The 13,926-nt window shown below is 49.1% G+C and carries 8 protein-coding genes and 1 tRNA gene; 5 read left to right on the forward strand and 4 right to left on the reverse strand.

Annotation, left to right across the window (positions count from 1 at the left end; all coding sequences use genetic code 11):
- Positions 1–95: 95 nt before the first annotated feature.
- The 3 genes from JOY44_RS02740 to JOY44_RS02750 all read left to right on the forward strand — a co-directional run bounded on the left by JOY44_RS02740 (position 96) and on the right by JOY44_RS02750 (position 4,397).
- Complete coding sequence (locus JOY44_RS02740) at positions 96–1,892, forward strand: iron uptake porin (protein ID WP_171572212.1); 1,797 nt, start codon at positions 96–98, stop codon at positions 1,890–1,892.
- A 310-nt stretch (positions 1,893–2,202) separates the two neighbouring features.
- Positions 2,203–2,790, forward strand: a complete 588-nt coding sequence (locus tag JOY44_RS02745; protein ID WP_171572213.1) for a glyoxalase-like domain protein — start codon at positions 2,203–2,205, stop codon at positions 2,788–2,790.
- Between the two features lie 8 nt (positions 2,791–2,798).
- Positions 2,799–4,397, forward strand: a complete 1,599-nt coding sequence (locus JOY44_RS02750; RefSeq protein ID WP_171572214.1) for an Hsp70 family protein — start codon at positions 2,799–2,801, stop codon at positions 4,395–4,397.
- Between the two features lie 195 nt (positions 4,398–4,592).
- Here JOY44_RS02750 and JOY44_RS02755 read toward each other — a convergent pair whose 3' ends face one another.
- The gene (locus tag JOY44_RS02755; protein ID WP_197984908.1) at positions 4,593–6,017 is read right to left on the reverse strand and encodes a pentapeptide repeat-containing protein; all 1,425 of its coding nucleotides are present in this window, start codon (positions 6,015–6,017) and stop codon (positions 4,593–4,595) included.
- A 48-nt stretch (positions 6,018–6,065) separates the two neighbouring features.
- Between JOY44_RS02755 and JOY44_RS02760 the strand changes: the two genes are divergently transcribed.
- Positions 6,066–6,137 (forward strand) — tRNA-Lys (locus JOY44_RS02760).
- Position 6,138: 1 nt separating this feature from the next.
- On the opposite strand, the gene JOY44_RS02765 is transcribed toward JOY44_RS02760, so the two are convergent.
- The 3 genes from JOY44_RS02765 to JOY44_RS32130 form a co-directional block, all read right to left on the reverse strand.
- A complete protein-coding gene (locus JOY44_RS02765) occupies positions 6,139–8,205 on the reverse strand; it encodes a S9 family peptidase (protein ID WP_171572215.1) in 2,067 nt (688 codons plus the stop codon).
- A 103-nt stretch (positions 8,206–8,308) separates the two neighbouring features.
- Entirely contained in the window at positions 8,309–11,092 is a 2,784-nt protein-coding gene (locus JOY44_RS02770; RefSeq protein WP_171572216.1) for a beta strand repeat-containing protein, read from the reverse strand.
- Complete coding sequence (locus JOY44_RS32130) at positions 11,031–12,494, reverse strand: filamentous hemagglutinin N-terminal domain-containing protein (protein WP_171572217.1); 1,464 nt, start codon at positions 12,492–12,494, stop codon at positions 11,031–11,033. Before JOY44_RS32130 ends, JOY44_RS02770 begins: the two co-directional genes overlap by 62 nt.
- Positions 12,495–12,770: 276 nt before the next feature.
- On the opposite strand from JOY44_RS32130, the gene fba reads away from it, so the two are divergent.
- Positions 12,771–13,850: a class II fructose-bisphosphate aldolase gene (fba, locus tag JOY44_RS02780; protein ID WP_171572218.1), complete on the forward strand. Its 1,080-nt coding sequence runs from the start codon at positions 12,771–12,773 to the stop codon at positions 13,848–13,850.
- Positions 13,851–13,926: the final 76 nt, after the last annotated feature.

The following is a 13,926-nucleotide window of genomic DNA, read 5'->3' on the forward strand; positions in this document are numbered from 1 at the left end:
AAGCTTTTGCCAAGTGCAGATTAAAGTTTTGTCTGCTAATCTAAGTAGTCATAGGTCAAGTCATTAGCCACCCTATGTCGATGTGAGGAGAAAAAATGTCAAAAAATTTGCTGAGAACCTTGTTAGTTTTTCCAGCGCTCTTGGGTGCCTTCATGGCAGTTGTCTCGCCCAGTGTCGCTGCTGAAACGAATATTTCCTCTGATGAAACGATCTTAGCTAGTTCAACTGAACAGACAGTTGCTCAAACTTTGCCCGCTTCTGTCGCCCAAGCTTTGCCTACCGCAACAGTTGCTCAAGCTCTGCCTGCTGCAACTGACGGCACCACTTCTGACGCGGCTTCCCTCAATCAGATCAACCGCTACGTGCGTGAAGGTCGAGCAAATCAATTGGGTCAGGTAACTTCAGTTTCCCAATTGACTGATGTTCGACCTACCGATTGGGCATTTCAAGCATTGCAGTCCCTCGTTGAGCGTTACGGCTGCATTGTGGGTTATCCCGACAAAACTTATCGTGGCAACCGTGCCATGACTCGTTACGAGTTTGCCGCCGGTTTGAACTCTTGCCTAGACAAGATTCAAGAGTTGATTGCTGCTGCTACAGCAGACTTCGTTAAAAAAGAAGATTTGGAAGTCGTTAAAAGGCTGCAAGAAGAGTTTGCAACTGAGCTTGCTGCTCTGCGTGGTCGCGTTGAATCTTTAGAGGTTCGCACCGCAACCTTAGAGAAACAACAGTTTTCGACTACTACCAAGCTGTCCGGCGAAGTTATTTTCGCAGTCACAGATGAATTTGCTCAACCTGGCAGAAACGAAACCGTCTTCCAAGATAGGGTTCGTTTGACATTGACCTCCAGCTTCAGTGGACAGGACAAGCTCATTGTCCGTTTGGCGGCAGGCAACGCCGACCCTTTCAGAACGTTTGACCGTGCTGGCAACGCTACAGGCTCTATTCTAGAAGGATTCCAGCAGTTTAACTTTGGTAGCACGGGCGGTAACCGTGTCTTCGCTGACTGGGTTGCTTACTACTTCCCAGTTGGTGAAAACATTCAGGTTTATATCCCTGCTTATGCCGGTCTTCACTATGACTACATGCCAACTCATGCAGGCTATTTTGAAGATTTTGATGGCGGTAACGGTGGTCTTTCCTATTTTGCTTCTCGCAACCCCATCTATGACATCGGCGGCGGTTCCGGTATTGGTGCAACCTTTGGTGCTGGTAAAGCGTTGTCTCTCAGCCTTGGCTACTTAGCAGATAACGGTAGCTATTTGCCAAGCCGCGCAGCCTCCACATTCACATTGGGAGCTAATAATCCTGCTAGTGAAGGCGGCTTGTTTAACGGTAGCTACAGTGCCTTAGCTCAAATTAACTTCACCCCCAACGATAAACTCTCGGTTGGTTTAGCCTATGTTAATGCATTCCGCAAGCGGGATGTGTTTGATGGCGGCGGTGGAGCAGCGGCAAATGGTACTAGCTTTGCTAACTTCCAGGATACGAATGGTGCCTTGGGTAAGGAAGCTGGCAGTGTTGTGAATGGTGGCGGTATTTCAGCAGTCTTCAAGCTAAATGAGAAGATTGCCATCAATGGCTGGGGTTCTTTCTTTAGAATTGATGCGTTGGGAGATGGCATTGGCAGACGTGATGTTTGGAGCTACGCATTGGGTCTTTCTTTCCCTGACTTTGGCAAACCAGGTAACTTGCTAGGCGTGTTGGCTGGTACTCCTCCCTATGCAGGTGGCATTGGTGAGGTTCCCATTCACGTTGAAGGATTCTATCGAGTTCGATTGACCGATAATATTTCTATTACGCCCGGCGTGATTTGGGTGATCAACCCCGGTCAGAACAAGGTCGACACAGACACGTTGATTGGAACGGTGAGAACAACCTTCACGTTCTAAGCTAGTTTGATTTCCTTCACATCTGCTGTTTAGAGAATTCTGAATGCAGAACTCTTAATAAGAAACCCCGCCATTCAGCGGGGTTTTTTTACTGCTATATTTTTGCTCCATCCAATGAGTGCTCTACTTGCTTGACGGAACAAGGTTTGGTTACCCGATCTACTACTCTTCAATCCTGAAGACTATATTGGATTATGGTAAGAGCGCTTTCCCAAAAACGCTTACACAAACGCGATCGCTGTTGTAGTCTGGGATCGTCATGCTTGTACCCAAATTGATAGAATTAAGTTGGGATTGTTTTAATCAACCTATGACTTTTGTTACTAGCGGCTTATTTTTTGTTCCCTATAGTTTTTTGATCAGCGTCTTGCCTGGTGTAGATGCGTTGTTGTCTACGCAAGGCATCATGGTAGGTCTGCTTGCAGCCTATGCGGGCGCAATGTGGATGTTTTTAACGAGTGCTCCTAAGGTTCACACGGTAATGGTATCGGATCTGGAACTCGCTCGTCGATTATACGAAGGGATGCTGGAGTTGCCTGCGGCAGATGTGCCGTTGCACTATTACTACAACTATGAGCAATCCCTAGGAACAGCCATGATTGATCCAATCTATGCTTCGCCGGGTCTGGGACGCTCTGCGGTGGGAACGACAGGTTTAGCAGATGGATTGTGGTACCAGCTGAAAAAAAATACCCAACTGCATATTGTTTCTGGGGCAAGCTTAGGCGATAAAAATCGTCAGCGCCATGTGTCATTTGATCGGGATTGCTTGGAGCAAGTGTTACTGCGAGTCCAAATGCGCAGCTTGAAATATAAAATTCGGCATGAGAAACCGCTGAACTTTTTGATTAAAGATTATGACGGTAATATTGTTGAGATGGCGGAAGTATCTAATTAGAACGCTGCATGGGAATTGCGATCGATTTTGGTACCAGCAATACGGTGATTGCTCGATGGAACCGGGCCACTCAGCAGCCTGAAACTATTACATTGCCTGGAGTTTCTTGGAAAACGGCGCAAAATCCATCATTGATCCCCAGTTTGGTCTATGTAGAGGATGCAAGCCGAAGTAAAGTGATAGTTGGGCAAGCAGTCCGTGATCGCGCCTTAGATCTTGCCAGCGATCAGCGCTTTTTTCGCAATTTCAAGCGCGGGATTGGGTCGCCGATTCAGGGATTTTTGCCAGAATTGGATGGGCAAGCGATTCGATTTGAGCAGCTAGGGCAATGGTTTTTGGTAGATGTGATTCAGCAACTCAAAGCCAGCGATCCTGAAGTGGTGGAGTCAGTTGTGTTTACAGTGCCAGTAGACAGCTTTGAATCCTATCGCTTGTGGTTGGGGCAAGTCTGCGAGATGTTGCAGCTTGATCAGGTGCGGATGCTAGATGAACCAACAGCAGCAGCACTGGGCTATGGATTGGGCGATCGCGAAACCTTATTAGTGGTTGATTTTGGCGGCGGAACCCTCGATTTGTCGCTCGTGCAATTAGACTGCGCTCAAAACAGTACGAAGCCTCTCGGGTTTATCTTGAAATGGGGACAAAAATCGTTTGCCGAGCAATCGGGGCAGCGACCCAAAATTGCGAGAGTGTTGGCAAAAGCGGGACAGAATTTAGGCGGTTCCGACATTGACAACTGGTTAGTCGATTACTTTGTAGAATCCCAAGGGGTAGCCATTAGCCCATTAGTCACTCGACTAACAGAGCGCTTAAAAATTCAACTTTCCCTGCAACCTCAAGCGCAAGAGGTTTATTTTAACGATGAAACTTTTGACACCTATGATTTGCAACTGACCCGGACCCAGTTTGAAGAAATTTTGGCGCAGCATCAATTTTTCGATCGCCTAAATGATTGCATGAGCCAGGTATTGCAGCAAGCGCGGCGGCAAGGTCTGGAGGCAAAGGATATTGATGCTGTGTTGCTAGTAGGAGGCACGGCACAAATTCCGGCAGTGCAAACTTGGGTGCAACGGTATTTTGATGCCAATAAGATTCGGTGTGAAAAGCCGTTCGAGGCGATCGCTCAAGGGGCGCTGCAACTGAGTCAAGGCGTAGAAATAAAAGATTTTCTTTACCACAGCTACGGCATTCGCTTCTGGGATCGGCGCAATAATTGCCATAGTTGGCATCCGCTAATCAAAGCGGGGCAAGCCTATCCCATGGAAAATCCGGTGGAAATTGTCTTAGGGGCTTCGGTCAATAGCCAGCCTAGCATTGAGCTAGTCTTAGGAGAACTAGGGGCAGACACCGATCAAACTGAGGTGTATTTTGATGGCGATCGCCTGGTGACTCGCCGCATTGATAGCAATCAAGCCCAGGTGCAACCGTTGAATGATCGCGATAGTGCCCGTAGCATTGCTCAACTCGACCCGCCAGGAAATCCAGGCAGCGATCGCATCAAAGTCCAGTTCCGCATCGATAACCAGCGCTTTCTCCGCATCACCGTCGAAGATTTGCTGGCGCTTCGCACCTTAGTAGACAATCAGCCAGTCGTTCAATTGAGCTAATTCAGTCTACTTATGACCTTGCCCGAAACTGATGCAGTGCAATGGACAGAACAAGTGCAATAGCAGCTTGAGGTAGAACGTCAGAAACGATCGCAACTTCTCGAAAAACTGCGAACTGACAAGTCAGTACGATCGCTCACCCCAGAACAGTTGAACGCTCTTGACACCTCGCTAGAAGACGAATGATAGACAAGGTTAAATCGCTGTGTTTTGGGTCTTCGCTGGGTCTTGAGGCAACCCTAGCAGTTCCCGTATTCCTGAACTGTATTGGGCTTGTTGCCAGTTCTTTGCGGATTGAATGCAAGCCACAGCAGCTTTTTTAGCTTGAGTGAGGTCATCACCTGTGAGATTAGCATTCCACAAATAGGCACCGCTGAGGTCAGCACCGCTAAGGTTGGCACCGTTGAGACTGGCACCGCTGAGACTGGCAACGACAAGATTAGCATTCGTGAGATTAGCATCAACTAGGTCAGCACCCCCGAGCTTGGCATTGAAAAGGTTAGCACCGCTGAGGTTGGCAGTCCAAAGATTGGCACTCCTACAGTCGGCACCGCTGAGGTTAGCACTGCTGAGATCGGCACCACTAAGGTTGGCAGTCAAGAGGTTAGCATCGCTAAGGCAGGCATTATGGAGATTGGCACTCTGAAGTTTACAGGCAGAGAAGTTGACTTTCTTAAGATTGGCACCTTTTAACCTGATGCTAATCAGATCTAAGTCCAAGTGGTTTAACAGATCGGTATCGGCAAGAAATGATAGAACACTAGCTTTACGGGGAATGTCTTGATCAAACATTCTAAGCAGGGCTAATGTTCTGGCTCTCACCACATCTAATGCTGCCGCTGTATCAATCGACAGTTCTAGTTTTGCTGTTACTGCTGCGGTTGTAATATTTGCGTCCGTCCTTGCCGCATTCGGCATATCCATAATGACAGTCGCGTGTTTAGCGGGTAACGACTTTTTTAACTGTTTATCGACTAGCAGTTCTGCCAACTGGTCAAAGTAAGTTTGCAGCGCTTGTTCTCGTTGTTGATCGGCATCTCGCGCTTTATCAGCTTCCTCTTTATCCCGTTTTGCTTTTTCTTGTGAGAACTGAAACAGAAAACCCAACCCTGCTAATGTGGCAGGTGCCAGCAATAACGCCATCCAATCCCAAAGCGTTTTTGCGGATTGCAGCCTTTTGGTTGTGGTGGTTGTCTTAGTCGTTATTTTGCTGCTTGTGTTTTCTTTCCCAACTTCTGTCACCTCTAAGGCGTTTTCATCTTTGCTCTCTCCAAACCCTGTCCAGTCTCGCGCATCTACTTTCCACGGGGAAGCCTGATACTCGACCTTAAACAGAATTAGAAAGAGCGCGATTAGAACAAAGAGAGCAACAGGTATCCACGCTTGCGGCTGCTTTAGCCGAGGCAACCGACTCTGATTAGCCATCTGGCTGCCCTGATCATTACGAGTTTTGCGATTGCGGTTAATCAAGCCTTGGATAAATCTCAGCATAATCGTGTCTGTTTCTAGGAATTTGAGCCAGCAGTGCGTTGATTTATCTGGGCAAAGCCCGTATCGCTTCTCTAAAGTCTTTGACCTAGCGATCGCCAAAGTCAAAGGATTTCCATAGAATTCTTTCAATCACACTTAGTTTTGTGTTAGTTTATAAAACGTTGCCAAAAGCAATAAGGGACGCTAGCTCAGTGGTAGAGCATTCGGCTTTTAACCGACTGGTCCTGGGTTCGAATCCCAGGCGTCCCATTTAACTCTCTGCTAGATTCCATTGGTCTAGCAAAAAGGCATATTCAAACGCGCCTTCCTTCAGGCTTTCGTAGCGCCCCGATGCACCGCCGTGCCCTGCACCCATATTGGTTTTCAGCAGCAGGGTATTGGTATCCGTTTTGAGGGCACGCAGCTTAGCCGTCCATTTAGCAGGCTCCCAGTACGACACACGCGAATCATTGAGTCCGCCAGTGATTAACAAATTGGGATAGGCTTTGGACTCCACGTTGTCATAGGGCGAGTAAGCCTTGATGTAATCATAATAGGGCTTGTCGTTGGGGTCGCCCCATTCTTCTCGTTCTAAAATTGACAGTGGTAGGGAGTCATCCAAAATGGTGGTGACGACATCCACAAAGGGCACATCGGCGACCACGGCATGAAATAGGTCAGGACGAAGATTGATCACGGCTCCCATTAATAGCCCACCCGCACTGCCACCAGAAATAGCTAAATGATTGGCAGAGGTCCAACCTTGCTCAATCAGATGTTCGGCACAGGCGATAAAGTCGGTGAACGTATTGGTTTTTTTAAGAAACTTGCCATCCTCATACCAGCGTCGTCCGATTTCTGAACCACCGCGAATATGCGCGATCGCCACCACTGCCCCACGATCGAGCAAGGATAACCGACTGGATGAAAACCCTGGATCATAGCTATAGCCATAGGAACCATAGCCCGTCAGCAGCAGGGGATTTTTGCCATTGCGCTCAATTCCTTTTTTATAAACAATCGAAATCGGCACCTTCGTGCCATCGGTTGCTGTGGCTAGCAGGCGATCACTAGCATAGTTTTGTCTATCGTATCCACCCAACACAGGCGTTTCCTTTTTTAGCTCCTGTTCGCGGGTATCCAGGTGATAATCAAACACCGATCGTGGAGTCACCATGGAGGTATAGCTGTACCGTAAAATTGTGGTGTTGAACTCTGGATTGGCATCTTCGCCCACGCTGTAAGTGGCATCAGGAAACGCAATGGCATGTTCTTCACCCGTCGCCAATTGGCGAATTCGAACGGTGGGTAATCCCGCTTCGCGCTCATAGATCACCAAATGGTTGGTAAAAGCGCTGACTCCTTCTAGCAAAACCTCTTCACGATGGGGAATCACTGGCTCCCAATGCTGTTTAGCGGGAGATACCACGGGAGTCTTCATCAGTTTGAAGTTCAGCGCGTCTTCATTGGTCGTGATGTAAAAAACGCTGCTGTGATGCTCTACGGTATATTCGATACCGGGCGATCGCGGCTGAATCACCTGAAAGTTACCCGTCGGCTGATTGGCATCCAGGAAATGCACCTCTGAGGTCACCTTGCTGCCCAGTTCCAGCAAAATATAGGCTTCGCTGCGGGTTTTGCCCACACTCAAAAAGTACGAATCATCTGGCTCGTGATAGATCAACTCGTCAGTTGCGATCGCGCTACCTAACTGATGGCGAAATAACTTAAATGGGCGATTCGCAGCATCCAGTTGCGTATAAAACACAGTCTGGTTATCGTTTCCCCAAACAACCCCGTAATACGTTTCAGGAATGGCTTCTGAGTAAAGCTGACGAGTGGTTAAATTCAAAAAGTAAAGGGTATGGCGTTCCGATCCTGTCGTATCCGTGGAATATGCCAGGATTTGATGATTCGGGCTAACTGCCAGTGCCCCTAAGGTGAAAAATTCGTGTTCTGCGGCTAATTCGTTTTGATCCAGCAACACCTCTTCGGTTGCATCCAGGCTGCCCTGCTTACGGCAATAAATGGGATACGCTTTTCCCGCTTCGGTACGGGAGTAATAGTAAAAGTCGCCCTTGCGATAAGGGACTGATAAATCGGTTTCCTGAATCCGAGCCAGCATTTCATCATACAAAGCCGATTGCAGTGCTTCGGTATGCATCATCATCGCTGCTGTATAGGCATTTTCGGCTTCTAAGTAAGCAAGCACCTTTGAATCGTCGCGATCGCGCAGCCAGTAGTAGTCATCCACCCGTTCATCATTATGAATCGACAGACTGTGAGGACGCTTTTCTGCAATGGGCGCATCCAACGGTGGGTTACTAGAATGATTCATTTTTATTGGGTCACCACTAATTGAGACTGTAAACTCTATTCTCTGCTGATTACTTGCTAAATTAGTGCCATCTCTTTCATTCGGATGAAATATAGTTCTGCTCCTATTCCCTATTCCCCGTCTCCCAACAGTGCAGCGGCACCTGCCAACCATCATGAGGAATACTGACAATTCCTTGAGTAAGTAAGGATACTTCGCCAGTAGAAGCGATCGCCCACCCTTGAGCCTCCACAATCGGTGGCTGAGTACTTGGCATCGGCGAGTTTTCCTGTACTTCCACACTCCTAAACTCCGCCCTTTGCCCCAACTCCACTAACTCTACCAACGCTTCACTGGCTCCAAGAGAATCCTCGGGTCCAAGAGGCACGCCACCATTGCCTAAAACCACAAATTTGTTAGCTCTGGTGAGACGTGAACATTGCTGCCCAATTTGTTTAGATGGATCTGATAGTTTGATTGGCAGCGTTGCTAATCCTCGGTTTGGATCAATATTGAGCGTGTTGATGGCAACCGTGCCGCTGACACCAAACTGGGAACTTGCCGTAATATCGCTGAAGGGCGTGAGCTTGGGTTGAAATTGTAAACCGAAGATCGCATTCGTCGTAATGGTGATATTGCCACCGCGTCCGGTGAACGCATTCGCCGTAATATCACTGTTTTCACCCAACACGCCGATGATGAAGGGTGTCCGAATGGTAATGTTGCCGCCATCACCTCCCGCTTGAGCATTGCCTGCCGTGGCTGAAATCAAGCTATTGCGGCGTAGGAGAATCAGATCATTCACATCCAGAGTGATGTTGCCGCCCTGAGCGCTGGCAGTTTCGGCGGTGATGGAACCTTGCTGATTCAAGAATAACCGACCCGCTTGAACTGAAATGTTCCCACCAGTCCCAGCCCCTCGGCTATCCACGGCGATCGCCGCTCCGTCTTCAATCTGCACAAGCCCAGGATCAATGGTAATGTTGCCGCCGTTGCCGATAGAATCGGGCGTGGTGCTAGCAAATAGCCCAGTTCCCTTGCCCGTTAGCAAAAGTCGGTCTTTCACATTTAACGTGATATCACCCGCCTGACCGATCCCCGATGTCGTTGTGGTTAATCGTCCACTGTTTGTTGCTTCCAGCGTATCGGCGTTGACAATGATAGTGCCACCCGCACCAGCGGCACTGGTCGTTGCACTGATCGCGGCTCCATTTGTAACCTGAAGAGAAGAAGCGTCGAGGGTGATATTGCCACCCCGCCCCGTATCAGACGAGGTTTTGGCTGATATGATTCCTTGATCAGCCACAAGGATCGAACCACCACGAGCTGAGACTGTAATATTCCCGGCGTTTCCTTTGCCATTCGTTTCGCTATTAAGATTGGCACGATTTTGAATGGTTAATTGACGAGTTTTAATCTGAATATTACCAGCGTTCCCGGTTGAATCAGAACTCGCTCCAGAGAAAACTCCACTCGGTGCCTGCATACCCTCACCTATTAGTTGAATAGCATCGGCATTGATCACAACATCTCCCCCTTTGCCACTGCTAAAGGTGCCTCCGCCGAGTTGGGCACCGTCTCGCACCGTTAGCTGGTTAGCATTGAGGGTCAATAATCCACCTCGGCCCGATCCAGATGTTTCAACAAATAAACCACTGCCAATCTGTCCATCGGGAGTAGTGCCAATTGCTTCAACCTGATCCGCCGTTACCGATAAATTGCCGCCCTGTCCTGCTCCAAATGTGGCGGCATCAACTTGGGCACCGCCTTGAACCGTCAGCCGCTTCGTGCGTAAGGTGGTACTTCCGGCATCTCCCGTGGAACCGATTGTTTGGGTCGTAATCCGGCTGCTTCTTAAAGGCGATCTCCCCGACACTTGAATGGATTCTGTGGCATTAATGTTAATATTGCCCCCCTTACCAGAGCCGAAGGTTGAAGCCTCAATCTTCCCGCCATTGTCAACCACAACTTGATTAGCGACAATGCTCAGTTGTCCGCCAGCACCCGCGTTATTGGTGCTGGCCGAAATCTCTGCCCCATTTTGCACCAGTAGTTGCCCGGTATTGATGCGTAAATTACCAGCACTCCCAGTGGAATTTTTATTATTTGCTGTAAACACCGCACTGGGTTGTGCTACGCCCCGCCCTGTTACTTGAAGCAATTCTGTTGCAGTGATATCAACGGTGCCACCATTGCCACCCCCAAAGGCTCCAGCGCCAATTTGAGCGCCATTGCCGACAATCAGTTGCCGCGTATTGACCGTTAGCAGTCCCCCATTACCTGCCCCCGAAGAACTGGCTCCGAAGCCACTAGCAACAGTGCCTGCTGGGTTCGTCCCGCTGAGTTCAATCACCTCACTAGTAATCGTCAGATTGCCGGCTTGCTCCTGTCCGGTTGTGAGCGTAAACAGTTGACCACTGCTCTGCACATTGATTTGGGGCGCGACCACAGTGATATCGCCGCCTTGTGCCTGTTGATTGGTCTGAGCAGTGATTCGAGCGTTTTTGGTGAGTGAGAGAGATTGCGCGGCGACGTTGATAGCTCCTCCAATCCCTGGGATTGGGCTATTGCTGACCGAGGCGATCGTGTTACCGGATAACGCGATCGCGCCACCACCGCTCAACTTTATATTGCCACCGAACAAGCCATTAGAAGTAATAGAGATATTAGCGGCAGGCGTAATATCTCCTCCGGCTAACAGCGTGACATTGCCCCCATTCCCGCTTAACGAAGAGGCATCTACACTACCGTTAAGGCGAATGCTACCCCGTGCATCCAGTGCAATATCTCCACCTCTACCAACAGGACTAGCCGATAAAATCCCTGAAACTCCCAAAGCACTAGTGCTATTGACTGTAATATAGCGGTTTTCTGTCGGATGAGGTACGGGCAGAATAATAGAGAGCAAGGGTTTGAGCCTTTAGTTTGTACCTCACAGGAGCCGGAAACGCTATATTTCCATCGGGAAGAGCCAAATTGGGGCGGAATTGATTCGTCAATAACACCTGCCCGTTGGGTTGAGCGATCGAAATGAAGTCAATCGTAATATCTGAACCCGTGACCGTTAGGTCATTGTCTGGAGGCGTAGAAGGAAAAATAAAGGGTAAAGAATAGGTGCCAAAGACTTCAGATGCGGAGAGAGTATAGCCACTTGTTCCTAAGGGGGTTCCAATTTCGGCTGGATTCATCCCGGCTCGAATATCCAGCGTCGGGCGGGCATTCCCGTTAATCGTAATCTGCTCCCCGCTGGATAATGGCACTGTTGCCAGGGTTGGGGTTGCCGTTGGGTTAATCGTATCTGCGATCGCATCATTGCCGATGATGACAACCGCACCTGCTGTGACCCGTCCCCCAGCCAGAATATGTAAGGATGAGCCTTGATAGTCTTGAAACGTCACATCTCCCTGAGAGCGAATGATGGGATCATCAGGACTGACTAAAGTGCCCAGTTCACCATTTAGTTGTTGGATTTGAAAATTACCGCCGCTCCAGTAGTGCGCATCTCCTCCTACGGGCTTTTCACTGCGTAGCGTCATATTGCCACCGGATACCAATTCGCTAGCAGGATGATTCAAGGCGAAAATATCAACGCTTTGATTGCCTTGCACGAGCAAACCTCTACCTGCTACTGCAACAAACGGAGTGGTGATCGTATCTCGAATTTGTACAGTATCCTGCGCCTTCAGGGTTAAATCTCTGCCAGCTACCAGTTGCCCTTGCAAATCCAGTTGGTTCGCTTCCAGAATCAGGTCTTGTCCAGCGGTAAGGTTACCCCGATTGATAATCGTGCCGGATGTAATGCTGCCGGATTGCAGCCCTAGTGCTAGGTTAACCGTGAGCAACGGCGGTGCTTGAGGATTAGTAGCGCTGAACTCGCTGCCGTCGGCAAACTGGAAACTGTTGGCAGTGCTGGCAAAAAACGACCCGCCAATCTGCAAGCGCGCATTTTGCCCAGACACAATGCCGTTGGGGTTGAGCAGAAACAGGTTGGCTGTACCATTTGCCCGAATCAGTCCGTCAATATTGGAGGTGGAGGTGCCCGTTACCCGCGTCAGAATGTTTTGAATCTGCGGTGCGTTGTTGAACCAGGCACCGCCACCAGTGGGAATAGAAAATTCTCGAAAGCTGTGAAACAGGTTGACTCCCCGTTCTGTGCCGCCGTTGATGATGCAAGTGGTGCAACCGGGAATGACGCTAGAGTTGACGGGCAGCGTGGCATCGGGAATAATTTGTGCCTGAACGGGAAATTGTAGGAGAGGAGCGATCGCAGTCATCCCAACCAGCCAACAACCCGCAACAATAGCCTTCATAAGTATTCCAGAGTCTTAGAAAGATTATTGATACTCTAGCTTTATGGAAGCAAGGGTGGCTTCAGTGCTATGGGCATATTTACCAAAAAAAGACTGACGCAGTTGGATGTCAGAAATTCACTCAGGTGTACAAGTCTGAATGAATCGCTGCTTTTGCTTAATCATTGTGTGAGATGCAATAGATGAGTCTTTCGATGAGGCAGAAAGTGTCTTAAGATTATCGTAATGTTTGAGCTTTTCTAAGAAGCTGACCACAACTAACCAGGAGGACTTTCTATGGCGCTCGTACCAATGCGGCTATTGCTGGATCACGCGGCTGAGAATGGCTATGGCATTCCTGCCTTTAACGTTAACAACATGGAGCAGATCCAGGCAATTATGCAGGCTGCTGACGAAACCGACAGCCCTGTGATTTTGCAAGCCTCTCGCGGTGCTCGGAAGTACGCTGGCGAAAACTTCCTTCGTCACCTGATTTTGGCTGCGGTGGAAACCTACCCTCATATTCCCATCGTGATGCACCAAGATCACGGCAACGAGCCTGCAACGTGCTACTCCGCCATTAAAAACGGCTTTACCAGCGTCATGATGGATGGCTCTTTGGAAGCCGATGCGAAAACTCCTGCTAGCTACGAATATAACGTTGCAGTTACTAGCGAAGTGGTGAAAGTGGCTCACGCGATCGGTGCTTCAGTGGAAGGTGAATTGGGCTGCCTGGGGTCCTTGGAAACTGGCAAAGGCGAAGCAGAAGATGGTCATGGATTTGAAGGTGAATTGGATCACTCCCAACTATTGACTGATCCGGATGAAGCAGTAGATTTCGTTGAGCGTAGCCAAGTCGATGCTCTAGCAGTGGCGATCGGCACCAGCCACGGCGCTTACAAGTTCACCCGCAAACCAACTGGCGAAATTTTGGCAATCAGCCGGATTGAAGAAATTCATAACCGCCTGCCCAATACTCACTTGGTGATGCATGGCTCTTCTTCCGTTCCCGAAGATTTGTTGGCGCTGATTAACCAACACGGTGGTGCAATTCCTGAAACCTATGGTGTGCCTGTGGAAGAAATTCAAAAGGGCATCAAGAGCGGTGTGCGTAAGGTGAACATTGACACCGATAATCGCTTGGCAATCACGGCTGCGGTGCGTGAAGCACTATTTGCAGATCCTAAGGAATTTGACCCCCGTCATTTCCTGAAGCCATCCATCAAGTACATGCAAAAAGTGTGCGCTGATCGCTATCGTGAATTTTGGGCAGCAGGCAACGCCAGCAAGATCAAACAGGTTGGCGTTGAAATCTATGCCGCTAAATACGCGAAAGGTGAACTGATTGCAAAGGCAAAGAAAGCCGTTGGCGTGTAGTTTTGTAACTTAAGCGTGGGATTCAAACTGAATACTTGCCGAAGTGCCGGGTAGTGTTGAGCTACCCGGTTTTTGC

It is taken from the genome of Leptolyngbya sp. Cla-17 (genome assembly GCF_016807185.1).
Lineage (GTDB): Bacteria > Cyanobacteriota > Cyanobacteriia > Leptolyngbyales > Leptolyngbyaceae > ULC077BIN1.